Annotated in this window: 27 protein-coding genes; 19 read left to right on the forward strand and 8 right to left on the reverse strand. The window is 53.6% G+C overall.

Features of this window, described 5'->3' with window-relative positions; genetic code table 11:
• Positions 1-68: 68 nt before the first annotated feature.
• From zwf to pgl, 5 genes are read left to right on the forward strand one after another with little or no spacing between them, the layout of a single operon-like run.
• Positions 69-1,514 carry a glucose-6-phosphate dehydrogenase gene (gene zwf, locus ACILP4_RS06305; protein WP_395619892.1) on the forward strand — a complete coding sequence of 482 codons (1,446 nt, stop codon included), beginning with the start codon at positions 69-71 and terminating at the stop codon, positions 1,512-1,514.
• Entirely contained in the window at positions 1,507-3,330 is a 1,824-nt protein-coding gene (gene edd, locus ACILP4_RS06310; protein ID WP_395619893.1) for a phosphogluconate dehydratase, read from the forward strand. Before zwf ends, edd begins: the two co-directional genes overlap by 8 nt.
• A complete protein-coding gene (gene glk / locus ACILP4_RS06315) occupies positions 3,327-4,298 on the forward strand; it encodes a glucokinase (protein WP_395619894.1) in 972 nt (323 codons plus the stop codon). The genes edd and glk overlap by 4 nt, the downstream gene beginning before the upstream one ends.
• A gap of 13 nt (positions 4,299-4,311) precedes the next feature.
• Complete coding sequence (eda, locus tag ACILP4_RS06320; RefSeq protein WP_395619895.1) at positions 4,312-4,926, forward strand: bifunctional 4-hydroxy-2-oxoglutarate aldolase/2-dehydro-3-deoxy-phosphogluconate aldolase; 615 nt, start codon at positions 4,312-4,314, stop codon at positions 4,924-4,926.
• A 16-nt stretch (positions 4,927-4,942) separates the two neighbouring features.
• Positions 4,943-5,650 carry a 6-phosphogluconolactonase gene (gene pgl, locus ACILP4_RS06325; RefSeq protein ID WP_395619896.1) on the forward strand — a complete coding sequence of 236 codons (708 nt, stop codon included), beginning with the start codon at positions 4,943-4,945 and terminating at the stop codon, positions 5,648-5,650.
• Between the two features lie 52 nt (positions 5,651-5,702).
• On the opposite strand, the gene dksA is transcribed toward pgl, so the two are convergent.
• Positions 5,703-6,068, reverse strand: coding sequence for an RNA polymerase-binding protein DksA (gene dksA, locus ACILP4_RS06330; RefSeq protein ID WP_395619948.1), 366 nt, complete (start codon positions 6,066-6,068; stop codon positions 5,703-5,705).
• 380 nt (positions 6,069-6,448) lie between these two features.
• On the opposite strand from dksA, the gene serS reads away from it, so the two are divergent.
• Both serS and surE read left to right on the forward strand, forming a co-directional pair.
• Positions 6,449-7,729: a serine--tRNA ligase gene (serS, locus tag ACILP4_RS06335; RefSeq protein WP_395619897.1), complete on the forward strand. Its 1,281-nt coding sequence runs from the start codon at positions 6,449-6,451 to the stop codon at positions 7,727-7,729.
• Positions 7,729-8,496 (forward strand): 5'/3'-nucleotidase SurE, encoded by a 768-nt coding sequence (gene surE, locus ACILP4_RS06340; protein WP_395619898.1) that lies wholly within the window; start codon positions 7,729-7,731, stop codon positions 8,494-8,496. Before serS ends, surE begins: the two co-directional genes overlap by 1 nt.
• A gap of 23 nt (positions 8,497-8,519) precedes the next feature.
• Here the strand turns inward: surE and ACILP4_RS06345 are convergent, their stop codons facing one another.
• Positions 8,520-8,924: a DUF1761 domain-containing protein gene (locus ACILP4_RS06345; protein ID WP_395619899.1), complete on the reverse strand. Its 405-nt coding sequence runs from the start codon at positions 8,922-8,924 to the stop codon at positions 8,520-8,522.
• 86 nt (positions 8,925-9,010) lie between these two features.
• Between ACILP4_RS06345 and rimO the strand changes: the two genes are divergently transcribed.
• Positions 9,011-10,375, forward strand: a complete 1,365-nt coding sequence (rimO, locus tag ACILP4_RS06350) for a 30S ribosomal protein S12 methylthiotransferase RimO (protein ID WP_395619949.1) — start codon at positions 9,011-9,013, stop codon at positions 10,373-10,375.
• Here the strand turns inward: rimO and ACILP4_RS06355 are convergent, their stop codons facing one another.
• Entirely contained in the window at positions 10,376-11,185 is an 810-nt protein-coding gene (locus ACILP4_RS06355; protein WP_395619900.1) for a DUF1295 domain-containing protein, read from the reverse strand.
• Positions 11,182-11,787, reverse strand: coding sequence for a lysophospholipid acyltransferase family protein (locus ACILP4_RS06360; RefSeq protein WP_395619901.1), 606 nt, complete (start codon positions 11,785-11,787; stop codon positions 11,182-11,184). Before ACILP4_RS06360 ends, ACILP4_RS06355 begins: the two co-directional genes overlap by 4 nt.
• Before the next feature lie 119 nt (positions 11,788-11,906).
• Between ACILP4_RS06360 and ACILP4_RS06365 the strand changes: the two genes are divergently transcribed.
• Positions 11,907-13,046 carry a beta-ketoacyl-ACP synthase III gene (locus ACILP4_RS06365; RefSeq protein ID WP_395619902.1) on the forward strand — a complete coding sequence of 380 codons (1,140 nt, stop codon included), beginning with the start codon at positions 11,907-11,909 and terminating at the stop codon, positions 13,044-13,046.
• A gap of 106 nt (positions 13,047-13,152) precedes the next feature.
• On the opposite strand, the gene ACILP4_RS06370 is transcribed toward ACILP4_RS06365, so the two are convergent.
• Positions 13,153-13,329 carry a PspC domain-containing protein gene (locus ACILP4_RS06370; RefSeq protein ID WP_395619903.1) on the reverse strand — a complete coding sequence of 59 codons (177 nt, stop codon included), beginning with the start codon at positions 13,327-13,329 and terminating at the stop codon, positions 13,153-13,155.
• A 381-nt stretch (positions 13,330-13,710) separates the two neighbouring features.
• On the opposite strand from ACILP4_RS06370, the gene recF reads away from it, so the two are divergent.
• Positions 13,711-14,766: a DNA replication/repair protein RecF gene (gene recF / locus ACILP4_RS06375; protein WP_395619904.1), complete on the forward strand. Its 1,056-nt coding sequence runs from the start codon at positions 13,711-13,713 to the stop codon at positions 14,764-14,766.
• Positions 14,767-14,797: 31 nt separating this feature from the next.
• Here the strand turns inward: recF and clpA are convergent, their stop codons facing one another.
• Positions 14,798-17,140, reverse strand: a complete 2,343-nt coding sequence (gene clpA, locus ACILP4_RS06380) for an ATP-dependent Clp protease ATP-binding subunit ClpA (RefSeq protein ID WP_395619905.1) — start codon at positions 17,138-17,140, stop codon at positions 14,798-14,800.
• Positions 17,141-17,267: 127 nt separating this feature from the next.
• Positions 17,268-17,465 (reverse strand): DUF1192 domain-containing protein, encoded by a 198-nt coding sequence (locus tag ACILP4_RS06385; protein WP_395619906.1) that lies wholly within the window; start codon positions 17,463-17,465, stop codon positions 17,268-17,270.
• Positions 17,466-17,547: 82 nt separating this feature from the next.
• On the opposite strand from ACILP4_RS06385, the gene ACILP4_RS06390 reads away from it, so the two are divergent.
• Positions 17,548-18,546: an NAD(P)H-quinone oxidoreductase gene (locus tag ACILP4_RS06390; protein ID WP_395619907.1), complete on the forward strand. Its 999-nt coding sequence runs from the start codon at positions 17,548-17,550 to the stop codon at positions 18,544-18,546.
• A gap of 6 nt (positions 18,547-18,552) precedes the next feature.
• Here ACILP4_RS06390 and ACILP4_RS06395 read toward each other — a convergent pair whose 3' ends face one another.
• Positions 18,553-19,524, reverse strand: coding sequence for an alpha/beta fold hydrolase (locus ACILP4_RS06395; protein WP_395619908.1), 972 nt, complete (start codon positions 19,522-19,524; stop codon positions 18,553-18,555).
• A 159-nt stretch (positions 19,525-19,683) separates the two neighbouring features.
• Between ACILP4_RS06395 and ACILP4_RS06400 the strand changes: the two genes are divergently transcribed.
• The 8 genes from ACILP4_RS06400 (at position 19,684) to ACILP4_RS06435 (ending at position 26,217) form a co-directional block, all read left to right on the forward strand.
• Positions 19,684-20,385 carry a DUF1013 domain-containing protein gene (locus tag ACILP4_RS06400; RefSeq protein WP_395619909.1) on the forward strand — a complete coding sequence of 234 codons (702 nt, stop codon included), beginning with the start codon at positions 19,684-19,686 and terminating at the stop codon, positions 20,383-20,385.
• 49 nt (positions 20,386-20,434) lie between these two features.
• Positions 20,435-21,535: an MBL fold metallo-hydrolase gene (locus ACILP4_RS06405; RefSeq protein ID WP_395619910.1), complete on the forward strand. Its 1,101-nt coding sequence runs from the start codon at positions 20,435-20,437 to the stop codon at positions 21,533-21,535.
• 94 nt (positions 21,536-21,629) lie between these two features.
• Entirely contained in the window at positions 21,630-22,727 is a 1,098-nt protein-coding gene (dinB, locus tag ACILP4_RS06410; protein ID WP_395619911.1) for a DNA polymerase IV, read from the forward strand.
• A 65-nt stretch (positions 22,728-22,792) separates the two neighbouring features.
• The gene (locus ACILP4_RS06415) at positions 22,793-23,437 is read left to right on the forward strand and encodes a TetR/AcrR family transcriptional regulator (protein ID WP_395619912.1); all 645 of its coding nucleotides are present in this window, start codon (positions 22,793-22,795) and stop codon (positions 23,435-23,437) included.
• Between the two features lie 178 nt (positions 23,438-23,615).
• A complete protein-coding gene (locus ACILP4_RS06420) occupies positions 23,616-24,029 on the forward strand; it encodes a DUF1330 domain-containing protein (protein ID WP_395619913.1) in 414 nt (137 codons plus the stop codon).
• 1 nt (position 24,030) lies between these two features.
• The gene (locus ACILP4_RS06425) at positions 24,031-24,972 is read left to right on the forward strand and encodes an NAD(P)H-dependent flavin oxidoreductase (RefSeq protein WP_395619914.1); all 942 of its coding nucleotides are present in this window, start codon (positions 24,031-24,033) and stop codon (positions 24,970-24,972) included.
• 9 nt (positions 24,973-24,981) lie between these two features.
• The gene (locus ACILP4_RS06430) at positions 24,982-25,377 is read left to right on the forward strand and encodes a ribose-phosphate pyrophosphokinase (protein WP_395619915.1); all 396 of its coding nucleotides are present in this window, start codon (positions 24,982-24,984) and stop codon (positions 25,375-25,377) included.
• A gap of 36 nt (positions 25,378-25,413) precedes the next feature.
• Positions 25,414-26,217, forward strand: coding sequence for a TIGR03084 family metal-binding protein (locus ACILP4_RS06435; RefSeq protein WP_395619916.1), 804 nt, complete (start codon positions 25,414-25,416; stop codon positions 26,215-26,217).
• Positions 26,218-26,219 lie beyond the last annotated feature (2 nt).

Below are 26,219 nucleotides of genomic sequence, written 5' to 3' on the forward strand. Positions count from 1 at the left end.
GCTTCCGGATAAAGGGAAGGACAATTTTGCAATGCCATTACATGCTGCCTTGCCAGGAGATTGACGGAATGCGGGACCATAGTTCAACCTTGCTGCTGTTCGGGGCGACGGGTGACCTTTCGCGCCGGATGCTTCTGCCGTCGTTATACGCATTGCATGCCGATGGTTTGATTCACCCGGCTTTGCGGATTTTTGGCACTGCGCGAAGCGCTCTGACTGACGACGCCTTTCGCGACATGGCCCGTGCGGCCTTGTGCGAATTTCTACCCGATGACCGCAAGGCCGAAGGGCTGATCGACGCCTTCCTTCAACGCTTGCATTATGTTCCGTTAGACGCCTCCAACCCCCATGGTTTTGCAGAACTAGCGGCGACCATTGGTGATATAACAGGTGGCTTGTCCATCTTCCTGTCCACAGCGCCGTCTTTGTTCGAAGCGACAATCAAAGGGCTTCACAATGCGGGGCTTTCGGGCGAAAATGTGCGTATTGGTTTGGAAAAACCCTTGGGCAATGATCTTGCTTCGTCGCGCCATATAAATGACGCCGTCAATGCCGTATTCCCTGAAAAACGGACTTTCCGCATCGATCATTATCTGGGCAAGGAAACTGTTCAGAACCTGATGGCGTTACGCTTTGCCAATATGCTGTTTGAACCCTTGTGGAATGCCAATGCCATCGAGCATGTGCAGATCACAGTCAGCGAGACTGTCGGACTTGAAGGTCGCGCAGGTTTTTATGACGATACGGGCGCGCTGCGCGACATGGTGCAGAACCATATGCTGCAACTGCTCGCGCTAACCGCAATGGAGCCGCCTGCTAGCCTTGATGCCACCGCCATTCGTGACGAAAAGGTTAAGGTTCTTCGCGCGCTTCGTCCTGTGGTCGAAGGTGACGTTGTAACCGGTAAATATACAGAGGGTGCAGTCCAAGGCGATGCAGTAAAAAGTTATGAAAGTGATCTTGGCAAAGTGTCCGATACCGAAACCTTTGTTGCGATAAAGGCGTATGTCGATAATTGGCGCTGGCAAGGCGTTCCGTTTTTCCTGCGAACGGGCAAACGCCTGCCTGAACGGCGTAGTGAGATTGTGATTCAATTCAAACCCGTGCCGCACAATGTGTTCCGCGATCGTGGCGGTAAACTTGAGGCGAATACGCTTATCATCCGCTTACAGCCTGAGGAATATGTGCGGTTGTTGGTCATGGCAAAAGAACCCGGATTGGACCGTGGCGGTGTCACCTTGCGCGAAGTGCCGCTGGACTTGTCGCTGACGGCGGCATTCGCCGGATCGCGTCGGAGGATTGCGTATGAAAGACTGCTTCTCGACCTCATAGAAGGCGACCAGACGCTATTTGTCCGTCGGGATGAGGTTGAGGCCCAGTGGACATGGATCGATGCCATACGGCGCTTATGGGGCGCCACAGCGCTTCGCCCAAAAGCCTATGGTGCGGGAAGCTGGGGGCCTAATACGGCGATTGCACTGACCGAACGCGATGGAGTGAGCTGGCATGAGTAAATTGCACGTCACCATTGAAGCCGTCACCGCACGGGTTATCGAACGCTCCAGGGTCGGGCGTGCGGCGTATCTCGACCTGATCGCCAAGCAACGCGACGCTGGTGTTAACCGCCCGGTTTTAAGTTGCGGTAACCTCGCGCATGGCTTCGCAGCCAGTGGCAAGGACAAGGCAGCCATTCGCGATGGCAAGGCGATGAATATTGGCATCGTCAGCGCGTATAACGATATGCTGTCTGCTCATCAGCCATATGGTCGCTACCCCGAGCAGATGAAAATTTTTGCGCGTGAAGTTGGCGCCACAGCGCAAGTTGCAGGTTCGACACCTGCCATGTGCGATGGTGTCACGCAGGGGCAGGATTCGATGGAGCTGTCGTTGTTCAGCCGCGATGTGATCGCGATGGCAACGGCGGTAGGCCTTAGCCACGGCATGTTTGAAAGTGTCGCCATGCTTGGCATCTGCGACAAGATTGTTCCTGGCTTGTTGATCGGCGCTTTGCGCTTTGGCCATTTGCCCAATATCCTTGTGCCGGCAGGACCCATGCCGTCAGGGTTAGCCAACAAGGAAAAACAACGCGTTCGGCAGCTTTACGCCGAGGGTAAAGTAGGCCGCGCGGAATTGCTTGAGGCGGAGGCTGCGTCTTATCATAGCGCAGGCACTTGCACCTTTTACGGCACCGCAAATTCAAACCAGATGATGATGGAGGTGATGGGGCTGCATATTCCAGGCGCGGCCTTTATCAACCCCGGCACGAAATTGCGGACGGAATTGACGCGGGCTGCCGTTCATCGTTTGAGCAAGATTGGATGGGATGGTGACGATTATCGGCCCTTGGGGATTTGTGTTGATGAAAAAGCGATTGTTAATGCCTGTGTTGGCTTGCTCGCGACGGGTGGTTCAACCAACCATGCGCTGCATATTCCGGCAATCGCGCGGGCGGCAGGGATCATTATCGATTGGGAAGATTTGGACCAATTGTCCTCAGCTGTCCCGCTCATTGCGCGGGTCTATCCAAATGGCTCGGGCGATGTGAACCATTTCCACGCGGCGGGCGGCATGGGTTATGTTATTCGCGAACTGATTGATGCGGGCCTTTTACACCGCGACATTATGACGGTCGCAGGCAATGATTTGTCTGATTACGGGCGTGAACCAATGTTGGAGAATGACCAGCTTGTCTGGCGAGATGCGCCAGCAGTTACTGCCGACGAGACTATGCTGCGGCCTCCGTCTGCGCCGTTTAGCCCCGATGGCGGGATGCGTTTGGTGACGGGCAATTTGGGCCGTGCAACCTTTAAGACCAGCGCAGTTGATCCTGCACGCTGGACCATAGAAGCGCCCGTACGAGTGTTTCATGACCAGAATGATGCATTGGCTGCATTTAAGGCAGGCGAATTGGATCGCGATGTCGTGGTCGTTATCCGTTTTCAAGGACCTGTCGCCAATGGCATGCCCGAATTGCACAAACTGACCCCTCCTTTGGGCGTTTTGCAGGATAAGGGTTTTAATGTGGCGCTCGTTACCGATGGCCGCATGTCCGGTGCGTCGGGTAAAGTGCCTGCCGCTATCCATTTAAGCCCTGAAGCTGCGCGCGGCGGAGCAATCGCCAAGCTTCAGGATGGCGATGTTGTTCGGCTCTGCGCCAACACGGGATCATTGTCGGTGCTGGTCGATGCTGATATCTGGGCTGTCCGCACGCCAGCGCCTTCGCCAGCACGGCATATAGGGACAGGGCGTGAGCTATTTGCATTGATGCAGGCAGGTGCGGATGAGGCGGAGAAAGGCGGGTCGGCCATGTTGGCGGTTGCTGGACTATGACAGCTGTCGTAGCTGTCGATATCGGCGGAACCCACGCCCGGTTCGCTATAGCCGAGGTTCAGGATGGCCGCGTGCTTGCACTTGGCGAGGCGACAACGCTGAAGACTGCTGAACATGCCAGTTTTCAAACGGCATGGCAGGAATTTGAACGCCTCAATGGCAAAGCCCTTCCGCGGGCTGCGGCAATCGCAATTGCCGGACCTGTAGACGCTGATGTTATCAAGCTGACCAACAATCCTTGGATTATCCGCCGCTCAATGGTTTGTGAGAAGTTGAATGTGGACAGCTTTGTCATCGTTAATGACTTTGGCGCAGTTGGTCATGCCGTCGCACAAGCCGGGGCAGCGCATTTTCATCATCTAACAGGGCCGGAGCAGGACTTTGCTACGGATGGCACGTTGAGCATTATCGGGCCGGGAACGGGTCTTGGTGTGGCGCATCTTTGGCGCAAGGGCGCTGCCTATCATGTGCAAGCGACCGAGGGTGGACATATCGATTTTGCGCCGCTCGACGCGATTGAGGACGCCGTTTTAGCGCGGTTACGCAACCGCTACCGACGCGTGTCGGTAGAACGCGTGGTGTCCGGACCGGGTCTTATCGATCTCTACGAAACGCTTGCAGCGATTGAAGGGCGGGCGGTCCAGCAATATGACGACAAGACTTTGTGGCAAATGGGACTATCAGGTGAGGACAGCCTTGCTGCAGCAGCGGTTGACCGTTTCTGTCTATCGCTTGGCAGTGTGGCGGGTGATATCACGCTGGCACAGGGTGGGTTTGCGGGCGTCGTGATTGCGGGCGGGCTTGGTCTGCGTATTAAAGACAGCCTGATTCGTTCGGGCTTTGCCGAACGTTTCCGCGCGAAGGGCCGCTTTGAAGCGCTCATGTCTACTATCCCTGTAAAGCTGATTACACATCCGCAGCCCGGTCTTTTTGGCGCAGCGGCCGCTTACGCCCAGCAATATATTTGAGGATTTACAAGATATGTCCGCAATCGAGAAAATCATGCGCACCGCGCCCGTCATTCCGGTACTGGTTATCGAAGATGCGTCGCATGCACGTGGTATAGCGGAGGCGCTAGTTGCCGGAGGGCTTCCCGTACTCGAAGTCACCTTGCGCACTGTCGAGGCCTTGGACGCGATTGCCGAGATGAAGAAGGTTCCAGGCGCGATTGTAGGTGCTGGAACTGTTGTCGATGTGCCGGGCCTTGAATGTGCAATGGCCGCTGGCGCTGAGTTCATTGTCTCGCCGGGCCTTACTGACAATTTGGGTAAGGCAGCCATAGCCAGAGGCATACCGTTTTTGCCAGGCATCGCCAGTGCAGGCGACATCATGCGCGGGCTTGATTTGGGCCTAACGCATTTCAAATTCTTTCCAGCGGAGGCAAATGGCGGGCTTCCAGCGCTCAAGTCACTCATTGGACCATTCGGTCAGTGTAAATTTTGCCCAACGGGAGGCATAAAGCAGGAAACAGCGTCAGATTGGTTGGCCGTACCGGAAATTTTATGTGTTGGCGGTAGCTGGCTTGTTGGTAAAGGCGTTCCCGATGTTGCCGCGATTGAATCGGCAGCGCGTGCCGCATCGGCATTACGGAACTAACGGAGACGCAAGGCATATGGCCGAAGAAATCGAATGGTGGGATTTTGATGCTGCAGACGATCTGATCGACGCAGTGGTGGGCGATGTTAGCTTCATCATTGAAAGTGCACTCGATGCTCGGGGGCAGGCATTGGTAGCATTCCCCGGCGGTTCAACGCCAAAACCGATTTTGGAAAAGCTTGCCCAAGCCAATATTCGTTGGAAAAATGTTACAATCATTCCGACCGATGATCGCTTGGTACCCGTGGACAATGCCTTGTCTAATGTGGCGATGATTGCCAAAATTTTCATTCCAAAGGGTGCGCGGGTATTACCAATCGCGAGTGATGCCGCCGACCATAAGCTGGCAGGCAGCGCGGCGAATGCACGGTTGGCTGATTTGCATTGGCCGCCAGATCTGGTTTGGCTCGGCATGGGGGCAGATGGCCATACGGCGTCGATTTTCCCCGGCCCTGATTTGGAATCGGCGATGGATAGCGGCAAAGATGTGCGCGCTGTGGGCGTTGCGCCTGATCCGTTGCCGCCCGAAGCGCCCGTCAATCGGGTGACGTTAACAGGTGCCGCCATCGGCGCGGCGCGGACCGCGATTTTGGTGATAAGCGGTGCCAAAAAGCGTGAGGTGCTTGAAAAAGCAATCGAGCAGGGCGGAAAATCATCCTATCCTGTTGGCCGCGTGCTCGACAAGATTGTCGTGCCAGTAGACATTTACTGCTTCGATGATTGATGTAATCCGGCGCATTTAGCCGGAAACAGCATTTGTCTACTTAGTCGAAGGATCAGTCGTCGCGTGATACGCGTTCCTGACGTTCGTGGCGTTCTTGCGCCTCCAACGTCATGGTCGCGATGGGCCGAGCGCGCAGGCGGGCGAGCGAAATGGGTTCACCCGTTACTTGGCAGTAACCATATTCACCCTCAGTGATACGGCGCAAGGCGGCGTCAATCTTCGCAACAAGTTTACGTTGACGGTCGCGGGTACGAAGTTCGATGCCCCAATCGGTCTCGCTCGAAGCACGGTCGTTCAGATCTGGCTCGCGCATAGGGCCATCCTGAAGCTGGTTCAGCGTCCCTTGCGCCTCGGCTAGGATGCTATTCTTCCAGTCAACAAGTTGTTTTTCAAAATATCTCAGTTGCCGCTCGTTCATAAATGGCTCGTCGTCGCCAGGTATATATGAATCGTCGAGGCCAAAGTCAGAGGCGCTTGTTTCGCTGATCGTGTCTTGAGGCTTGGCGCTGACGCCCATCCTTTTTCTCCACCCTAGGGCAGGCCCTCCAGAACGAAGAAGTCTGCGTCCTATCCACTCTTGGCGGCGCTATAGACTCGGGCCAAATACGGCACAAGCGCCAAATGGCGCGAATTGTCCTCAACTGGACAAAAATTGTGGAAATGGACGATGTATAGAAACGGATCGGACCGCGAAGTGCGCGGCAGGTGGCAAATATGGAAGCACTGCACAAATGTATGCATCTGCAAATGCCCCTTTTTCATTGCGAAACCACCATTCGCGGGGCATAGCCTGCCGCCATGCATGACCTAAAATATATTCGCGAAAATCCAACTGACTTTGATGCCGCGCTTATGCGCCGAGGTACTGAACCCGTTGCTGCATCCATACTTTCTATGGACGAAAATCGGCGCGCAATCTTGACTGAGATGCAAAATGCGCAGGCCCGCCGCAACGATGCGTCAAAATCTATTGGAGCAGCGATGGGCAAGGGCGATACCGTAACCGCCGAGGCGTTAAAGGCCGAAGTTGCCCAGTTGAAAGATATTTTGCCGCAGTTGGAAGAACGCGAACGTGCGGCGGGCATGGAACTCGACGCCTTGCTTGCAGGCTTACCGAATTTGCCATCTGCGGACACCCCCGATGGCGCAGATGAGGCTGAGAATGTTGAAATTGCTCGCTGGGGTGAACCGCGCGATTTTGATTTCGAACCCCGCGACCACGCTGATATCGGCCCCGGCCTTGGCCTTGATTTTGAAACTGGTGTAGCCATTTCGGGCGCGCGCTTCACCTTTATGCGCGGGCAGATGGCGCGCTTGAACCGCGCGCTTGGTCAGTTCATGCTCGACCATCAGACAGCGCAGCGCGGCTATACAGAATGCGCTACGCCTTATCTGGTGCGACAGGAATCTTTGTTTGGAACCGGGCAGCTTCCTAAATTTGCCGAAGATAATTTCCAGACCACCGATGGCCGCTGGCTCATTCCAACGGCTGAAGTTTCTCTGACCAACAGCGTGCGAGAACAAATTTTGGACGAAAGTGTTTTGCCAATCCGGCTTACTGCATTGACTCCATGTTTCCGTTCAGAAGCGGGTGCGGCGGGCCGCGATACCAAGGGCCTTATTCGCCAGCACCAGTTTGAGAAGGTGGAGCTAGTCTCTATCGTCCGGCCCGAAGATAGCGCGGCCGAGCATGAACGCATGGTGGAAAGCGCCGAAGGTATATTGCAAGCGCTTGAATTGCCGTATCGAAAGATGCTTCTGTGCACGGGTGATATGGGTGCAAGCGCGCGGCGGACCTATGATCTAGAGGTCTGGTTGCCGGGACAAGGGCTATACCGTGAAATCTCCAGTTGCTCGAACTGCGGTGACTGGCAGGCACGGCGGATGAATACCCGTTACCGTCCAGCCGAAGGCAAGGGCAATGTCTTCGTCCATACGCTGAATGGGTCTGGCCTTGCGGTTGGCCGCACACTCGTTGCCGTGCTTGAAAATCATCAGCAGGCCGACGGCAGTGTCATCATTCCGACCGCTTTGCTGCCCTATATGGGCGGCCTCACAAAGTTGGAGCCGACCGCCTGATGCGCATATTGTTGACCAATGACGATGGCGTGAGTGCGCCAGGTCTTAAGGTGTTGGAGGCAATTGCCCGCACGATCAGCGATGATATCTGGATCGTGGCGCCTGCGGAGGAAAATTCCGGCGCCGGCCATTCGCTGACGCTCACCAAACCCGTGCGCATTCGCCAGCATGGGGACAAGCATTACTCCGTCGCTGGCACGCCGACCGACTCTGTGATGCTCGGCATTGGCGTCATCATGAAGGATGCAAAGCCTGACCTGATCTTATCCGGCGTCAACCGTGGCGCTAATTTGGGTGATGACATTACCTATTCCGGCACTGTTTCTGCTGCGATGGAAGGGGCGTTGGCGGGAATTCGTTCCATCGCACTGAGTCAGGTCTACAGCAAGGAAGGCATGGCCGACGCTGTGCCTTTCTCGGCGGCGGAAGCATGGGGTGAACGCGTCTTGCGTCCGCTGCTTGATATGCCAGACACCCCGCGGACATTGACCAATATCAACTTTCCGCCTCTGCTGCCGCAAGACGTCAAGGGGATCAAAGTAGCCCGTCAGGGTTTTCACGACTATAGTCGCGGCTCAATTGTCAAAGGTACGGACCCACGCGGATATGATTATTATTGGTTTGGCCTGCACGGCATGCTGCATACGCCGGGCCATGATACCGACCTTGAAGTAATTGAAGACGGTTATATTGCTGTCACGCCTCTCCAACTTGATCTAACACACCATGAATCGTTAGCTGCTTTGAAGCAAAGATATAGTTTTTGAAGCCGCGCTCTGTGCTCATCACCCTAATGCCCAAGAATTAGGAAGACCAAGCCCATAGCCGCGTAGAACACGATCCAATATCCGGCATCAATGGCGAACAACCGGCCTGACTTACGCGAAAATAAGTAATTGGTGCCGATGGCGGGGATGATATAGCCAAGCGGAACTCCAACAGATATCATCAGCGTCGAACGCGTATTGGTATCAAAAAACGCCAATAAATGTCCAAGAAACATGGCTGAAAGCACTGAAAAGGCGAAGGTCAGGCCGTAGATTTTTAGCATATTACTGCTACGCAATTGCTCCTCGGTAAACCCATGCTCTGCCATCCATGTTTTCCCGAACAGTGGGCCGTACCACAGGCCACCAATCAGGAATCCCGTTACTGCGGCTACCAATATCGCTAACAAATTCGCGTTCGCCATCATGTTCTCTCCTATCACAAGACGCATGATTCATGCGCTTGTTCGCTAGCCGTGACAAGCGTGCGGAAACGCGCTATGCGCCGGCCATCATGGCAACAATCATTAAAGCAGCGCCGAAAGTCGGCATGGTATCGCTTGGCTGTCCCAAGGCGCTCGTCGATAGCGAACGGATTCTCACGAAGCTGCGTGCAGACGGCTATGGCCTATCGCCCGATTATGCGGGTGCCGATGTTGTGCTCGTCAATACGTGTGGTTTTCTCGATTCTGCAAAGGAAGAAAGCCTCGAAGCCATTGGCGAGGCAATTGCTGAAAACGGCCGTGTTATCGTGACAGGCTGCATGGGAAAGGAAGCCGATGTTATTCGCGCGCGCTTTCCCGATGTTTTAGCAATTACGGGTGCGCATCAATATGAGGATGTCGTATCAGCGGTCCATGAGGCAGCGCCGCCTACGCGCGGTGCTTTTGTGGATCTGGTACCTGAAGGCGGATTAAAGCTGACGCCGCGCCATTACAGCTATCTGAAAATTTCCGAAGGTTGCAACCACAGCTGCGCCTTTTGCATCATTCCGTCTTTGCGCGGAAAGCTTGCCAGTCGTAGGATTGACGCGGTGCTGCGTGAGGCGGAGAAGCTTGTTTCTGCGGGTACCAAGGAACTGCTGGTGATCTCGCAAGACACATCAGCTTATGGGGTCGATACGCGGCATGAGCCGCGCGAATGGAAGGGGCGTCAGGTTCGGGCGCATATGACCGACCTAGCGCGTGAATTGGGCAGTTTACGCACCAGCGATGGCATCGCGCCTTGGGTTCGGCTGCATTATGTTTACCCCTATCCACATGTGGATGATGTCATTCCGTTAATGGCGGAAGGGTATTTAACGCCGTATCTCGATATCCCGTTCCAACATGCGGCGCCGAATGTCCTTAAGGCTATGAAGCGACCAGCAAATGAGGCCAAGGTACTTGAACGCATCCGCAATTGGCGGGGTATTGCGCCTGACATCGCGATACGTTCAAGTTTTGTTGTCGGCTTTCCCGGAGAAACCGATTCCGATTTTGAATATCTACTCGATTGGCTCGAAGAAGCGCAGTTAGATCGCGTTGGTGCGTTCCGTTTTGAACCTGTCGACGGTGCAAAGGCCAATGATTTACCTAATCCAGTGCCTGAAGAAGTTAAGGAAGAGCGGTTCCAGCGTATCATGGCGAAAACCGCTGCTATCAGCGCAGCTAAGCTTGCGGCAAAGGTTGGTCGCAACATTCCCGTTATCATCGACGAAATCGGCGACATGGATGAAGACAACAGCATCGGTGCGACTGGTCGATCGCAAGCCGATGCGCCTGAAATCGACGGAAATGTCTATCTGCGCGATGTCGCGGCAACTTTGAAGGCTGGCGATGTCGTGATGGTCAATATCGAAGATGCTGACGAGCACGACCTGTTTGGAGTGATCACCTGATTATTTCCGCTTTGGCGGTAGCGGAAAGAAGCCTGATGTGCGGGCGACATAATCGGCATATTCGGGCCGCGTCTTCTTCATGCCGCGCTCCAATAATGGCTTCCCCGACCATCGCGTCAGGGTGAATGTCAAGAATATCGGGCCAATAATGCTGATCCATCCCGCGAGCCCTGTTTCGCAAGCGATGAGCCAAATGCCCCACCATGTGCAAGCATCGCCAAAATAATTGGGGTGGCGCGTATAGCGCCAGAGGCCCGTATCCAGAACCTTGCCTTTATTAGCCGGATTGTCGCGGAATGCGTTAAGTTGCGAATCGCCGATGGTTTCAAACAATATGCCGATGATCGCAATGATTGTGCCGATTAATGCCAAAGGGCCCAGCAATGTGTACCCGCCTTCGCTTGCCCAGATACCAAGCTGCGCGGGTAGGGAGGTTATGAAAAGCAGAGGTGCTTGTGTTAGAAACACGGAGAGCAATGACGTCTTGCTCCAGCTCCAGCCTTTCTTTTCCATCACGCTGCCCATGATTTTAGCGTAGCGCGGATCTTCGCCATGCGCGCGCCAGCGTGTCCACAGATGAAAGGTGAGGCGTAGGCCCCAAAGGCTTGTCAGACCAAGCAAGAGGTGGGACCGCGCGTCCGGCGCGTTTGATTGCGTCCAAGTCGCCCAGGCCAGTAACACCATCCCGAATGCCCAAAAGGCATCAATGAATGACACATCCCGAATTTTGACGGAGTAAGCCCATAAGGCAAGAATCACGGTTAGCAATGCCACAGCATTGATAAGCATCGTCGAACCAAAATCAGTCATGCATCGTCCTTCGCAAATATCTCTGTCATTCCTTTGGCAGGGTGCTTTGGTTTAACCTTCGCATAGATTTCCGCAACCTTCGCCATATCCGCTTTATAGTCGCCGGTTGGCCAGATTGCTGGACCAAGCCCACCAGTTTTTGAACCATAATCCATCATGCCGACCACGAGGGGTACGCCCGCTCCCATTGCGATATGATAAAAGCCGGTTTTCCAAGCCTTGACCGTGCCGCGCGTTCCCTCGGGCGCGATGGTTAGCATGAATTCGTCGCGGCGACCGAATTCATCGATCATTTGCTGCACATAATTTCGGTTTGAGCTGCGATCGACAGGAACCCCGCCCATATCGAGCATGAAGTTTGTAAATGGCCATCGGAAAAGCGACATTTTGGCCATGAAATGTGGTTTAATTCCTAAATCGTCGGTGAGCCCTAGAAAATAGACAAAATCCCAGTTGCTCGTGTGCGGCGCAGCGATCAGTACGAATTTACGCGGTTCAGGTACCACGCCATGGGCATGCCAACCTGCGCTTTTGTAAATTCCTACCAGTGCCCGCCTGAATAGCCGAGACAACCAGCTAGGCTGGCGTTCATTCAACGACATTAAGATATTCCTCCCCCATCGCTCACATAACGCCGTTACTATGCATTTCAAACGGCTTGTTTCGCAAATACGCAAAGGCTAGGCATCTGCTCGCAATAAAAATCAACGCGGGAATTTACATGTCGCAACATGCACAGGGTGTCACTCCAGTCATTTCTTCGACCGGATTATTTACCCCATCGGATACTATCAGCAATGAGGAATTGGTCGCGAGCTTCAATGCCTACGCCGACCGCTACAATGCAGCCAACCCCGATTCAGAACCACTCACGCATAGCTCGGTTGAATTTGTCGAGAAGGCTAGCGGGATAAAATCTCGGCATGTGATGGATAAAAGCGCAATCGTGGACCCTGATATCATGGAGCCACGTTACCTCGAACGTCCAAATGACCAGATTTCGTTAATGGCCGAAATTGGTGTTGCGGCGTGCCGGGATGCCTTGGAGCGTGCCGGACGGAGCATTGAAGATGTCGATGCCGTCTTATGTGCAGCGTCAAATATGCAGCGCGCTTATCCTGCCATGGCGGTCGAGATCCAACATGAGCTTGGTATGCAGCGCGGCTTTGGCTTCGACATGAACGTTGCTTGTTCTTCGGCGACGTTCGGTATTCAAACCGCTGCTGACTATATCCGTAGCAGTAATGCGCGTTCGGTATTGGTCGTAAATCCGGAAATAACTTCAGGACATCTTAATTGGCGCGACCGCGACAGTCATTTCATCTTTGGTGATGTAGCTACAGCTATATTGGTTGAGGCAAAGGACATCGCGCCTGCGCAACATTGGGAAATTTTAGGCACACGGCTGAAAACGCAATTTTCGAACAATATCCGTAACAATTTTGGTTTCCTTAACCGTGCACACGGGCAGGGTCCGGTCGACCAAAGCGGGCCGCGCAATGACAAGCTGTTCGTTCAAGAGGGCAGGAAGGTGTTTAAGGAGGTTGTGCCGATGGTCGGACAAATGATCATTGAACATGCCGAAAGCTTAGGCCTATCTGGATCAAATCTACGCCGCATGTGGCTGCATCAGGCCAATACAGGCATGAACAGATTGATTGCACAAAAAGTTTTGGGGCATGAAGCTAATGAGGACGAAAGTCCCACCGTACTTGATACCTATGCCAACACTTCGAGCGCAGGATCCATCATCGCCTTTCACAAGCATAATGAAGACCTAACTGCAGGGGACATTGGCTTGATCTGCTCGTTCGGCGCGGGATATTCGGCGGGTTCCGTGTTCGTGCGGAAGGTTGCTTGATCCAATAGGTTCCGGGTTTACGGCGGCGTAAACCCGGCTACCTTGATAGGTCGATCGCGTCGATTTGGCGTGCCCTGCAAAGGTAATGACGGCGACATAATTTAAATTAGTCCAGTATCATTGCCAGCAAAATGTAAATCAAAACAGGTGAACCAAAGCCAACAACCGTTGCAACGGCGAAGATCAAGCGAATGATCATGGCATCCATGCCCGTCCAGTTGGCAAGGCCCGCACAAACGCCGAGAATTTTCTTGTTGGTTTTATCAAGTGTCAAACGTGCCATTAAATTTCTCCTTAAATGTGAAATGCGGTGCTGTGTTACGCGATGATGGCTGCGGCTGGAGCTACAGCAGGTGCCACGCTAGTTCCGATGGTGATGAAAGCGCAGATAACGGCTGCGCAAAACGATAGAATTTGTGTGCGTGCATATTGTGTCATGTTGATTACCTTTGAGATGCCCCGGATCATTCCGGCTATGCAAACTACTTTGCACAGCATGTGCCAAAATGAATATAAAACTAAATATCAATAAGTTAGTTAATTTTTAAGGGATTCACTATATCGGTATAACTGCATATATTGGGAAATAATGCCAATATTTGGGGACGATGAAATACCAATAGCCGCTTGACCAGAAGTGGCCATACTATAGCAGACGCAGATTATGGCTTTGTCGCGTCTGACCCTGAATGATTTTCGAAATCATGCTGCGCTGGAAATTCGGCCGCACGCGCAATTCATTGCGCTTCACGGGACAAATGGTGCGGGCAAAACGAATATTCTTGAGGCAGTGTCGCTGTTGGTACCTGGACGAGGTTTGCGTCGGGCAGCCATGTCAGACATGCTACGCAACGGCGGCAGCGGCGGTTTTGCGATTGTCGCGGAGGTCGGGGGCAATGTCATCGGCACGGGTGTGAGCGCAGAACAGCCTGAACGGCGCAAGGTCCGTGTGAATGAAAGCAACGCCGCGATAAACAGCCTCGCCGAATGGCTGTCGGTCATCTGGCTGACCCCGGCGATGGATCGGTTGTTTGCGGATGGGGCAGCCGCGCGACGTCGGTTTTTGGATCGCTTGGTATTAGCGATAAACCCCGGCCACGCGCGGCACAGCAGTCGATACGAAAAGGCCATGCAACAACGTAATCGACTTTTGGCGAGCGGAGTTCCCGCCGATCCACTGTGGTTAGATGCGCTTGAGGCGCAGATGGCCGAGAGTGGAAATGCCATTCAGGGCGCGCGCGCTTTGGTCGTTAATGCATTGAGTGGCCAATTGCTAAAGACTCCGTCCGGGCCATTTGCCACGCCGCAGATAAAATTGGTCGATAAGGTTGTGCCTGCCGATGACGATCTTGCATCTGCATGGCGCAAGGGACGTAGCCGTGACGCTGCTGCCGGGCGCACTTTGCTTGGTCCGCACCGCGTTGATCTCGAAGTATTGCACAGCGCCTCAGGACAGGTCGCTGAGCAATGCTCCACAGGAGAACAGAAGGCGTTGTTGCTCTCTCTCATTCTTGCGCACGCGGCGCTCGTATCGGTCCAACGTGATGCGCCGCCAATTTTGTTGCTTGATGAGGTTGCTGCGCATCTCGACCCGGCAAGACGCGCTGCGTTGTTTGGGTTGTTGGCCGATACGGGCGCGCAAGTCTGGATGACTGGAACGGAGCCCGAATTGTTTAATGGAATTGGCGCTTCAGCCCAACTGTTACCAATTGGGCAATGATAAGGCGGCCCTGCGACGAAGGGCCGCCCAATTAACCCGCTTTGCTCGGCTTTTTAGCAGCACTTTTCTTCAGCGGCTTAGGTTTGACCGACTTGGGCGGCGCTGGCGTTACCTCAAAGACGGGCTGGCCATCCTTGATACGTACAGCAACTTCGCCGCCATGCACGAGTTTGCCAAACAATAGCTCCTCCGCCAGCGGCTGCTTGATTTTTTCTTGGATCAGGCGGCCCATCGGACGCGCGCCGTAAAGCTTGTCATAACCTCGTTCGGTCAGCCATGCACGTGCCTCGTCATCAAGCTTGATATGCACATTCTGGTCGGCAAGCTGCAACTCCAGTTGCAAAATGAACTTGTCGACAACGCGCGCGACGACGTCGGTTGGCAAATATCCAAAGGGCACTGTGGCATCGAGGCGGTTGCGGAATTCCGGCGCAAACATTTTTTTAACGGCTTCATCACCAGCGTCTTCCTTGCTGATGTTGTTGCCGAAACCAATGCCTTCTTTTGCCATATCACTCGCACCCGCATTGGTTGTCATGATCAATATGACATTGCGGAAGTCAACGGTCTTGCCATGGTGATCGGTCAAACGGCCATTATCCATCACTTGCAACAGGATGTTGAACAGGTCGGGATGCGCCTTTTCGATTTCATCGAGCAACAGCACACTATGCGGGCTTTGGTCGACAGCATCGGTCAACAGTCCACCTTGATCAAAGCCAACATAGCCTGGGGGCGCACCAATCAAACGGCTCACGCTGTGCCGTTCCATATATTCCGACATGTCAAACCGCTTGAGCGGAATACCAAGGATAGAAGCCAATTGCCGCGCGACTTCGGTTTTACCGACACCGGTCGGTCCACTGAACAAATAGCTGCCAATTGGTTTTTCGGTATCGCGCAGTCCGGCGCGACTGAGCTTGATGGCGCTCGCAAGCACTTCAATGGCCTTATCCTGACCAAACACGACGCGTTTGAGATCCGCCTCAAGCGTGCCGAGCGCAGTCTTGTCATCTGACGACACTTGCTTTGGCGGGATACGGGCGATGGTAGCTATAACCGCCTCAATCTCGCGGGCGGTGATCAATTTTCGGCGCTTTGAGGGTGCGACAAGCATCTGCATGGCGCCAACCTCGTCAATGACGTCGATCGCCTTGTCAGGCTGTTTACGGTCGTTGATATAGCGTGAGGACAGCTCCACTGCGGCCTTGATGGCATCGGGGGTGTATTTAACTTTGTGATGCTCTTCAAATGCGCTGCGCAAGCCCGCAAGGATTTTGATCGTGTCCTCAATGCTTGGCTCGTTGACGTCAATCTTCTGGAACCGGCGCAGCAATGCGCGGTCCTTTTCGAAATGGTTGCGGAATTCCTTGTAAGTTGTCGAACCGATGCAACGGATTGTCCCGCCTGACAACGCCGGCTTTAGTAAGTTAGATGCGTCCATCGCCCCGCCGCTTGTTGCACCCGCGCCGATGACCGTGTGAATTTCGTCGATGAACAGAATTGCATCCGGCAGTTTCTCCAACTCTGACACGACCGCCTTTAACCGCTCCTCAAAGTCACCGCGATACCGCGTTCCAGCCAGCAAAGCGCCCATGTCGAGCGAATAAATCACTGCGGGTAACAGAACCTCTGGCACCTGATTTTCAACGATGCGACGGGCAAGGCCTTCTGCAATCGCTGTCTTTCCAACGCCCGGTTCGCCCACATAAAGGGGGTTATTCTTAGACCGGCGGCATAAAATTTGAACCGTACGGTCTACTTCGGCAGCACGCCCGATCAGGGGATCAATACGGCCCAGCTTGGCTTTTTCATTCAGATTGACTGTGAACTGATCCAGCGCACTTTCTTTCTTGTCCTTTTTCACCTTGGTGTCGTCTGGCTCGTCGTTTTTCTGCTCAGTGCCGGATACGGATTGAGGTTCAGAGAACTTGCCGTCCTTGCCGATGCCGTGGCTAATATAAGATACGGCATCAAGCCGGCTCATATCCTGCTGCTGCAAGAAATAAACGGCATAGCTCTCACGCTCCGAGAATAAAGCGACAAGGACATTTGCGCCGGTTACGACATCTTTGCCGGAGCTTTGGACATGCAATATCGCGCGTTGAACGACACGTTGAAACCCGCTCGTCGGGGATGGGTCAACCTTGCCCTCCACGCGCAAACTTTCCAGCTCGGTATCCAAATATGTGATGATGATGTCCGAAAGTTCGCCAAGATCGACGCCGCAAGCCTGCATGACTTTCGCAGCATCCGCATCGTCAATCAGCGCCAGCAGGAGATGCTCCAGCGTTGCATATTCATGCGCGCGATCGCCAGCATGCTTCAATGCGTTATGAAGCGTGGCTTCCAGCGACTCTGCAAATGATGGCATAACTTCGTCTCCCTATGAGTCGCTGCAACTTCTTAAACTTATATCGGCTTGGCCTTCGGCGCTTTCAAGCGTGATGGAGCAGATAACGGTATCTGTCGGGTTTTTCTTAACGATAGACGAGCATTCATCACTTTTTAAATAATGCGTCAGCAACGCTTCTATGCTTGCTGGCGAACGCGATTTTTCCTTCGCAGCGAATAATTTCTGCCTTTAGTGAAGCGATACGTGCGTCAAGTTCCGCCACGGACAGGGAATCAATATCCTGCGTAACAAGATTGCCTAAAGGATCGTCGCGCCGGCGCGGCAGGTTTTCATCAATATCCATACCGCATATTTTACCGATGGGCGGTTGCTGTCAATATGAAGCTTGCCTAAAAGGCCGGTCATTCAAAAGGGATAACAAAGTAATGGTAAAGTTACCGGATCACATGACCGCAATCGAAATATCGACGCCGGGCGGGCCCGAAGTGCTTGTGGCGTCCCAGCGGCCTCTGCCAGTTCCGGGTGCAGGTGAAGTGCTATTAAAAGTAGCTTATGCGGGCGTTAACAGGCCTGACGTTATCCAGCGCAAAGGGCTTTACCCTGCGCCTCCAGGGGCAAGCGATCTGCCGGGGCTTGAAGTGTCGGGAACCGTCGTTGCCGTGGGTGATGATGTCGACACGACTGTTGTCGGCAACCGTTACTGCGCTTTGGTATCGGGCGGTGGTTATGCCGAATATTGCCTTGCACGGATGGATGTGTGCTTACCGGTTCCATCAGGTATGGAGATGGTTGAAGCGGCCGCCCTGCCTGAAACAATGTTCACTGTCTGGCATAACCTGTTTGAGCGGGGCCATGCCTCTCCTGGCGAGACCGTGCTCGTTCACGGAGGGACCAGCGGAATTGGCACTATGGCGATCAAACTGGGCAAGCTTTTCGGCCTAACTGTGATTGTCACCTGTGGTTCCGACGACAAATGCGCAGCAGCGGAAAAAATCGGTGCTGATCATGCCATCAACTATAATAGTTCCGACTTTGTCGAACGTGTGAAGGCACTCACAAGTGGAGAGGGCGCACATCTTGTGCTCGATATGGTCGCAGGGAACTATGTCTCTCGAAATCTGCAATGCTTGCGTGAAGACGGGCGGCACGTCACTATCGCGGTGCAGGGCGGGATGACAGCGGAAATCAACATGGCCTATGTCATGTCACGCCGCCTGACGCTGACTGGGTCAACGCTACGTCCTCGAACCCCTGCCTTTAAGGCATCGCTTGCGCAGCAATTATTAGGGAAGGTCTGGCCAATAGTTTGCGAAGGAGCGCTGCGTCCCGAAATGGACAAGATTTTCCCGCTTGCCGAAGCCGCCGCCGCACATGCCTATATGGAATCCGGTGCACATGTCGGGAAAATCATGCTGGAAGTATAAGCGCGTTTATAGCTTAGGTGCTTTCACCGTCACGCCATCCAGCCAAATTTTGACATCATTGGCGCTTTTCTCGGGAATTTCCTCCATAGGGATATGGCCTACATTAGGGTAGATGACCAGCTTCGCCTGCGGCAAGGCTTCGGCGAACCATTTGGCCGATGTAACAGGGATTAAGTTATCTTCGGCGCCCCACAAGATCAAAGTTGGCACTTTTATGGCCGAGAGCCGTTCTTTTGTTCCAGGTGCCATATTTCGGGGGCTTGCAAAGCGCTGCATCGTTGCTTCGCGGTTGCCGGGATAGCGGTTTAATTCCCAGTAGCGATCAATGAGCTTGTCGTCGATTTTCGATTGAACGCTCATCGACGTTTTTACACTCGATTCAAAAATGCTGCGGGGTGCAATGAAACGTGCGGCTTCTTTTATGACAGGCATGCGCATCAATCGGAAACCAAGCGGTAATTCTCCTGATTTTGCATAAGGTTGGCCACTGGCATCCACCAATAACAAAGCTTCGACCTTCTCCGGATGTTCCAATGCATATAGCCACGACACGCCGCCGCCCATCGAATTGCCGCCAATTACGGCTTTTTCAACATTCAACTTGGCTAATAAACGGTCCACAACGTTAACATAAGATGCGTTGTCGTAGACACCTGCGGGGTTGTTTCCAGTCAGCCCATGCCCAGGAAGATCAAGCGAGATAATGCGATAGTTCTTACCGAGAATTTTGACCCATGGCTCCCACGTATGCAGTGAGGCGTTTGAACCGTGGATGAGAACGAGAGCGGGGTCATCGGATTTACCTTCATCACGATAATGTATGCGCAGACCAGGCTTCAATTCGACAAAGCGCGAAGCGGCGTTACTATATTTGCGCTCCATCTGGGCGGCGTCCGTATCTGGGGCATAGCCCCAGAAAAACAGCGCAGCCAAGGCGACAAGCAATAAAATGACGAGCCATTTGATCAAACGCAGCATATCTTCCCCCAATTATTGCTCTGGAATGCACGGGTGGTGCAGCGGGTGCAAGTCCAAACGCGCATTGTCGCTTGCCGATATGGCAAACTTCGCCTAATGCTTGGTTAACATTTTCAGGCCGCTCCGTAAGGGGCGGCCCTTATTATTGGAGCAAATGAAATGGCCACCCCTTTGATGCCACATGCGACAGCCGCTTGGTTGGTCGACAACACGGGTTTGAGCTTCTCGCAAATCGCTGAATTCTGCGGTATTCATATTCTTGAAGTTCAGGCTATGGCTGATGACATGACCGGTTCGAAATACACCGGCCGTGACCCTGTGCACGCCGGCGAGCTGGCGATGGAAGAAATTGAAAAGGGTCAGGCGGATGAGGATTATGTCCTCAAAATGTCAAAGGGACCAGATCAGGTTCGTCGCACAAAGGGCCCGCGTTACACGCCAGTATCGAAGCGTCAGGACAAGCCCGATGGCATCGCTTGGCTTTTGCGCAATCACCCCGAAATTTCGGATGGTGCGATTTGCAAGTTGATCGGCACGACGCGCAATACAATTGCGGCCATTCGTGAGCGTAGCCACTGGAACATCGCTGAAATTCAGGCGAAGGATCCAGTAACTCTTGGCCTTACATCGCAGCGCGAGCTGGATGCGATAGTGAACCGCGCCGCTAAGAAAGCCGGTATCGATAACACCGCTGCTAATGACGCGCGCCTTGGAACCGATCGTGACGCTTTAATCGAAGAATTGCGCGCAGAACGTACAGAAGCTGCCCGTCGCGCGGAAGCTGCGCTGAATGGCGAAGACGAAAATGCTGGCAAGGCAGAATTGACCGCCGACACGCTGTTCAAAAAAGCTGGCGAATAATCGCAACGTCATGATTGCCTTAATCGCTTGATTAAGGCACGGCGGGGGGATGGTAATTCCTACACCCCCTGCATATGACGCGTCGCTTGCCGACCATGGGTTTGAGGCAAAAGAGCTTAAGGGGCTAACTTACCCCTTAGGCGATCATGCGCCGCAATATGGCGAAATTTACCCCATTGCATCGGATATGGGTTGGACGCGGATGCCTGTGCCTGGAAACTTGGCGCACATTAATCTATGGCTGTTGGATGAAGCTAATGGCGGCTATGCCATCGCGGATACTGGCCTTTTTATGCCGGCGACGATTGAACAATGGAAGGCGATGTTTGCTGGTGCCTTGGCTGATCGCGCGCTCAAGAGAATTTTTGTAACCCATTTCCATCCCGACCACGTCGGCTGCGCGGGTTGGCTGGCCAATAAGTTCAAGGTTCCGATCTGGATGAACCGCACTGAATGGTTGATGGCGCGGATGCTGACCAGCGAACAGTTGGAGCAGCCGCCAGAGGAAGTTCTCAACAACCGCCGATTTGCTGGTTTTGATGAGGCGCGCATTGATAAGCTGCGCAAGGCAGGGTGGGGAGGATTTGCCCGCGCGGTGTCGCGACTGCCGACAGGGCATGTGCGCATGGAAGATGGGCAAATTATTCGCGTTGGGCGGCGGGACTGGACAGTTATGACGGGCGGTGGCCACACTCCAGAACATGCCAGCCTTGTCGATTTTGATAATAATATGATCATCGCTGGCGACCAGATTTTGCCACGTATCACATCAAACGTATCGGTCATGGATAGCGAACCAGAAGCGGATCCGCTGGGCGAATGGCTGGCATCAATTGCGAAATTCCGTGCGGCTTTGCCCGCGGATATGTTGGTGCTGCCTGCGCATGGCGAGCCCTTTACCGGCGTGCATGTCCGTTTGGACAAGCTTGCCTCGGGACATCATGAGCGGCTTGATAAGCTTGAATCGGCCTTGCGTAACGCCGAAATGCGCGCTGTTGACACGTTTTCATTGCTGTTTGACCGTGAGATTGACGATAGCGTTTATGGCTTAGCTGCGGGCGAGGCGCAGGCGCATTTGCGGCATTTACATTTTGCCGGACGGATAAAATGTGAAATCCGTGATAGCGTTGGTTGGTATCACGCGTCATAATGTCACGATCATGGCTTTCTTACCAAAACAATGACCGGTAAGTGTGACCGCAAAGCATTGCGGATCGCGCAAGGTTGTTAAGGGCTAGTCTGCGATGGAAGGGGATCCAACTCTCATCCGCAAGATAATCCATATCGACATGGATGCATTTTATGCCAGTGTTGAGCAACGTGATAATCCCGATTTGCGTGGTAAACCTGTTGCCGTCGGCGGTTCATCCAAGCGGGGGGTCGTAGCTGCGGCAAGCTATGAAGCGCGTGCGTTCGGTGTGCGCTCGGCGATGCCATCGGTCACGGCGCAACGGCAATGCCCCGATCTGATTTTCGTCAAGCCAAGGTTTGAAGCCTATAAAGCTGTCTCCCGCCAAATTCGTGATATTTTTACGCGGTATACCGATCTTATCCAGCCGCTCTCGCTGGATGAGGCCTATCTTGATGTCACTCATGACAAGCAAGGCATCGGATCCGCAGTCAAGATTGCAAAGGCAATCCGCGCAGCAATCCGCCAAGAGACAGGCCTTACCGCGAGCGCCGGTGTAAGCTACAACAAGTTCATTGCAAAGCTGGCCAGCGATCAGAATAAGCCCGATGGAATGTGCGTCATTTTGCCGGATCAAGGCCCTGAGTTTGTTGCCAGCCTGCCGGTCCGCCGGTTTCACGGTGTCGGGCCGCGCACCGCTGAGAAGATGGCAAAGCTCGGCGTGAATACGGGTGCGGACCTTGCGTTCAAGGATGAAGCGTGGTTGGCGCAGCATTTCGGCAGTTGGGGCGGTTATCTGTTCTGGGCTGCACGTGGCATTGACCACCGTCCTGTCATCGCAAATGCTGTGCGCAAATCTATCGGGGCAGAAAGTACCTATTTTGATGATAAACGGAGCGCTGCCGAACTGCACGATGCTCTAGAAGAGATAATAAATGTCGTATGGGACCGCATAGAGCGGAGCCAAGCGCAGGGCAGGACGTTGGTGCTAAAGGCGCGCTTTTCGGATTTCCGGACAATCACGCGATCCCGTACTGTTGGGCAAGCGTTGACGGATCGTGCGGCTATTGCGCAACTTGGCCATGCGTTGCTTGAGCAAATACTTCCAGTTGAGATGGGGGTAAGACTTCTTGGGCTGACACTTTCCGGTTTGGTCGACCTTAATGAAATCGCACATGGTGCTGAGCCGCAGGGACAATTTACATTTGATTGATTGAAAATTGAAGTTTTTTGTCATACATCATTAAACTGTAATGTGTATGTAATACAGGATATGAGATGGCGCGCCCACAGACCGACATTGATGCCGGAAGAACAGCATTGCTGGAAGTTGTCGAAGACTTGGTTCGCAAGCGTGGTGCTGTAGACATTTCGATGACAGATCTGGCGGCCGCCGCGGGTATGTCGCCATCCAACCTGTATCGCTTTTTCGATAATAAAGAAGCGTTGCTTGAGGCTGTGGCCGAGCGCTTTTTTGCCGAAAAAGTTCGAATAATGGTTGAGGTAACTGAATCCGATCTGCCCGTTCAAGACAAGATGTATCAATATTTTGCGCGTCGTTACCTCGCGATGGTCGACCAATATGAAGCAGAACCCGATCTACTGAAAAGTTACCTGGAAATTGGGCAGCAATATTTTGAGGTTGTCCGCGGCTATGTGGATCTGGGAGATCATTATCTCTCCCTGATTGTCGCAGAGGCGATGGAACAGGGTTACTTTGAAGGCCTCTCGATTGATGAGACAGTGTCATTAATCAACCAGATGGTGCAGTGCTACACCAACCCGGACGCGCTTTTTTACGTTGGCACCGCTAAGTTGAAGGTAGAGAAGCTTGCAACGATTGTTGAAACAATTTTTCGTGGGCTAGGCAAAAAATCGTCGGCGCAAACGCTTGCCCAACCGCATATCAGGATCGTTTCGTAAACTGCATAAATAGCTAGTTTGTCAGACAGGCGCTGACCTCTTTCACAGCCGATTCTAGATGCGGCATGCTGCAAAACACCCTTGGATACGTGCCTACCACTTTAGCGCATAATCACTTTTACAATGTCACAGTCCTGATTTAAGCACGTGATTAAATCAGCGGGGAGAGGTTGTCATCATGCGTGTCGAAAATGCGATATTTCCATCAATGGCGCAGGCTACGTCATTTTTCGGCGGTCCAGAGAACGGGCCGTTTGTCATGGCCAATTTGCTGAAGTTCAAAGACAAAGCGGAATATGCCGATGGCAGCGATGCCGATCTGTCGGGCGCTGCGGCTTATGCCCGCTACGGCAAGGCCATTCAGTCTTGCCTGGCTGCCGTCGGTGGCCGCCAGATTTACGCCGGTAACGTTACTGGGATGATGATCGGTGAAGTTGAGGACCAATGGGACATGATCGCTTTGGTCGAATACCCGTCTCTAGCGGCTATGCAGAAAATGGTGTCGTCGCCTGAATATCAAGCCATTGAGATCCATCGCAAAGCAGGGCTTGCTGGCCAGTTAAACATCCGCACCAGTCAGATTGGACGTTGATATGAAACCGATGAAGAACCGCATGACCGACCTGCTCGGCGTCGAGTATCCCATTATTCAGGCGCCAATGGGTTGGATTGCGCGGGCGCAACTGGCATCGGCGGTATCGAATGCAGGCGGGCTTGGCATCATCGAAACATCCTCGGGTGAATTGGATGAAGTGCGCGCCGAAATCATCAAAATGCGCGAACTTACCGATAAGCCCTTTGGGGTGAACATTGCGCAAGCCTTTGTCCGTGATCCGGGCATTGTGGACTTTGTGGTCGACCAAGGTATCAAGTTCGTTACTACATCAGCTGGCGACCCCAATAAATATTGCGGTCCGCTGAAGGCTGCGGGGCTTACGGTGTTTCATGTGGTGCCAACCTTGGCTGGTGCGTTGAAGGCCATTGATGCTGGTGTGGACGGTCTTGTTGTCGAAGGCGGCGAAGGCGGTGGTTTCAAAAATCCAAAGGACGTCGCGTTGATGGTCCTGCTGCCGCTCATCCGAAGCAAAGTAGACGTGCCTATTGTGGCCGCTGGCGGAATTGTCTGCGGTCGGACAATGGCAGCGGCATTCGCACTCGGCGCTGAGGCGGTGCAAATGGGGACGCGGATGGTCAGTGCAGCGGAATCACCAGTGCATCATAACTGGAAAGACGCCATCATAAACGCGAAAGAAACCGACACGCTTTTCCTCAACCGCCATGGACCGGGGCCGGCATTACGTGCCTTGCGCACGGAACGAACAACGAAGCTGGATCTTGAACCAACGGACAACATCATGGCCGAAATGCGCGGTGTGCTTGATTTGTATTTCGGCGGCGACATGGAGGCTGCAGTTGCGCTTTCCGGACAAGTGGCCGGACGCATTGACACGGTGAAACCTGCCAAGCAAATCATCGATGAGGTGATGGAGGAGTTCTATGCTGTCATGCATGATTTGCGGCGTGACTATCTGTAGGATTTTGACTTGGACCCGGTCCTCGAAGAATTTCTAAGCGATCCAGCTGCCGACGTTTCTGCGCTGCACGATGTTGCACGTATCAAGGGCATATTGGAGCAATGTGGGCGTGAAGCCCGAGCGATTAGCTATTCCGAGCTTTTGCTGAACCTTGGTTTCCGCTTCACACGGCCCAAAATGCGGGCAGTGTGCAAGACGCTGGATAAGATAGACCAGATCACGGCTGGCGAAGGCGCCCCTGCGCTCGCGGTGCTCGTGGTGCGTGAAGGTGATGGCTTGCCCGGGCAGGGCTGGTGGACAGGGCGGACGGATTATCAGGGTGAATGGACGGGGCCGCAAGCGCACGCCCATATCCGAAAGCTTCAGGACGATGTGTTCGCATATTGGCAAAAACGGCCGCTTTGAAGGCCGCTGCGTAAACCAATTGAAACAGGAATGACAATGCAACAGGCAATTGATTTTTTGGATGAAAGTAAAGTGTTAAGCACAATGATGACACTTTTGTCCGAGGGTGATTTTGAAACCCCAACCCAGTTCAAGGGTTGGACCATCAACAACATCATCCGCCATTTGCACGTCTGGAATATCGCAGTGGACCTGTCGTTGCATGACGAGGCAGCGTTTGGCGCGTTTGTTACCGCGATGATGGCTGGCGTTCGCGGGGGTAAGTTGCCTGAGTTTGAGGCGAGCTATCTGGAAGGTCTTTCGGGCCATGCATTGCGAAACACTTGGATAGAGCGTGCAAAAGCTACTGCCTTTGCATTTTCTGAGGCGGATCCTAAGCTTCGTCTCAAATGGGTCGGTCCGGATATGAGCGCACTCAGTTCAATCACGGCGCGGCTCATGGAAACTTGGGCACATGGCCAGGCCGTTTACGATGTGCTTGGCGTTGAACGGCAGGACACTGACCGGATTGGAAATATCGTACGACTTGGTGTGAACACATGGGGCTTCACATGGAAAAATCGCCGCATCGAGCCACCTGGCCCGATGCCGAAGTTGCGTCTATTCGCGCCATCTGGCGCGGTTTGGGAATATGGCGAGCCCTCCGAAAGTGGCATGATTTCGGGTAAAGCGACAGAATTTTGTCAAGTCGTCACCCAATGCCGCAACATTGCAGACACAGCGCTTGAAGTCACAGGCGAAGTCGCGCATCAGTGGATGGGGATTGCGCAATGTTTTGCCGGGCCACCGCAGAACCCGCCAGCAAAAGGCACACGGCATCGCACCGACAGGGGAGTTTGAAA

This window comes from Sphingorhabdus sp., from assembly GCF_044239045.1.
Taxonomy (GTDB): Bacteria; Pseudomonadota; Alphaproteobacteria; order Sphingomonadales; family Sphingomonadaceae; genus Sphingorhabdus_B.

What these genes read in the sequence shown, in the direction of transcription:
- zwf (WP_395619892.1), top strand. Translation starts at nt 69, where the DNA reads ATGCGGGACCATAGTTCAACCTTGCTGCTGTTCGGGGCGACGGGTGAC.
- edd (WP_395619893.1), top strand. Translation starts at nt 1,507, where the DNA reads ATGAGTAAATTGCACGTCACCATTGAAGCCGTCACCGCACGGGTTATC.
- glk (WP_395619894.1), top strand. Translation starts at nt 3,327, where the DNA reads ATGACAGCTGTCGTAGCTGTCGATATCGGCGGAACCCACGCCCGGTTC.
- eda (WP_395619895.1), top strand. Translation starts at nt 4,312, where the DNA reads ATGTCCGCAATCGAGAAAATCATGCGCACCGCGCCCGTCATTCCGGTA.
- pgl (WP_395619896.1), top strand. Translation starts at nt 4,943, where the DNA reads ATGGCCGAAGAAATCGAATGGTGGGATTTTGATGCTGCAGACGATCTG.
- dksA (WP_395619948.1), bottom strand. Translation starts at nt 6,068, where the DNA reads ATGAACGAGCGGCAACTGAGATATTTTGAAAAACAACTTGTTGACTGG.
- serS (WP_395619897.1), top strand. Translation starts at nt 6,449, where the DNA reads ATGCATGACCTAAAATATATTCGCGAAAATCCAACTGACTTTGATGCC.
- surE (WP_395619898.1), top strand. Translation starts at nt 7,729, where the DNA reads ATGCGCATATTGTTGACCAATGACGATGGCGTGAGTGCGCCAGGTCTT.
- ACILP4_RS06345 (WP_395619899.1), bottom strand. Translation starts at nt 8,924, where the DNA reads ATGATGGCGAACGCGAATTTGTTAGCGATATTGGTAGCCGCAGTAACG.
- rimO (WP_395619949.1), top strand. Translation starts at nt 9,011, where the DNA reads ATGGCAACAATCATTAAAGCAGCGCCGAAAGTCGGCATGGTATCGCTT.
- ACILP4_RS06355 (WP_395619900.1), bottom strand. Translation starts at nt 11,185, where the DNA reads ATGACTGATTTTGGTTCGACGATGCTTATCAATGCTGTGGCATTGCTA.
- ACILP4_RS06360 (WP_395619901.1), bottom strand. Translation starts at nt 11,787, where the DNA reads ATGTCGTTGAATGAACGCCAGCCTAGCTGGTTGTCTCGGCTATTCAGG.
- ACILP4_RS06365 (WP_395619902.1), top strand. Translation starts at nt 11,907, where the DNA reads ATGTCGCAACATGCACAGGGTGTCACTCCAGTCATTTCTTCGACCGGA.
- ACILP4_RS06370 (WP_395619903.1), bottom strand. Translation starts at nt 13,329, where the DNA reads ATGGCACGTTTGACACTTGATAAAACCAACAAGAAAATTCTCGGCGTT.
- recF (WP_395619904.1), top strand. Translation starts at nt 13,711, where the DNA reads ATGGCTTTGTCGCGTCTGACCCTGAATGATTTTCGAAATCATGCTGCG.
- clpA (WP_395619905.1), bottom strand. Translation starts at nt 17,140, where the DNA reads ATGCCATCATTTGCAGAGTCGCTGGAAGCCACGCTTCATAACGCATTG.
- ACILP4_RS06385 (WP_395619906.1), bottom strand. Translation starts at nt 17,465, where the DNA reads ATGGATATTGATGAAAACCTGCCGCGCCGGCGCGACGATCCTTTAGGC.
- ACILP4_RS06390 (WP_395619907.1), top strand. Translation starts at nt 17,548, where the DNA reads ATGGTAAAGTTACCGGATCACATGACCGCAATCGAAATATCGACGCCG.
- ACILP4_RS06395 (WP_395619908.1), bottom strand. Translation starts at nt 19,524, where the DNA reads ATGCTGCGTTTGATCAAATGGCTCGTCATTTTATTGCTTGTCGCCTTG.
- ACILP4_RS06400 (WP_395619909.1), top strand. Translation starts at nt 19,684, where the DNA reads ATGGCCACCCCTTTGATGCCACATGCGACAGCCGCTTGGTTGGTCGAC.
- ACILP4_RS06405 (WP_395619910.1), top strand. Translation starts at nt 20,435, where the DNA reads ATGGTAATTCCTACACCCCCTGCATATGACGCGTCGCTTGCCGACCAT.
- dinB (WP_395619911.1), top strand. Translation starts at nt 21,630, where the DNA reads ATGGAAGGGGATCCAACTCTCATCCGCAAGATAATCCATATCGACATG.
- ACILP4_RS06415 (WP_395619912.1), top strand. Translation starts at nt 22,793, where the DNA reads ATGGCGCGCCCACAGACCGACATTGATGCCGGAAGAACAGCATTGCTG.
- ACILP4_RS06420 (WP_395619913.1), top strand. Translation starts at nt 23,616, where the DNA reads ATGCGTGTCGAAAATGCGATATTTCCATCAATGGCGCAGGCTACGTCA.
- ACILP4_RS06425 (WP_395619914.1), top strand. Translation starts at nt 24,031, where the DNA reads ATGAAACCGATGAAGAACCGCATGACCGACCTGCTCGGCGTCGAGTAT.
- ACILP4_RS06435 (WP_395619916.1), top strand. Translation starts at nt 25,414, where the DNA reads ATGCAACAGGCAATTGATTTTTTGGATGAAAGTAAAGTGTTAAGCACA.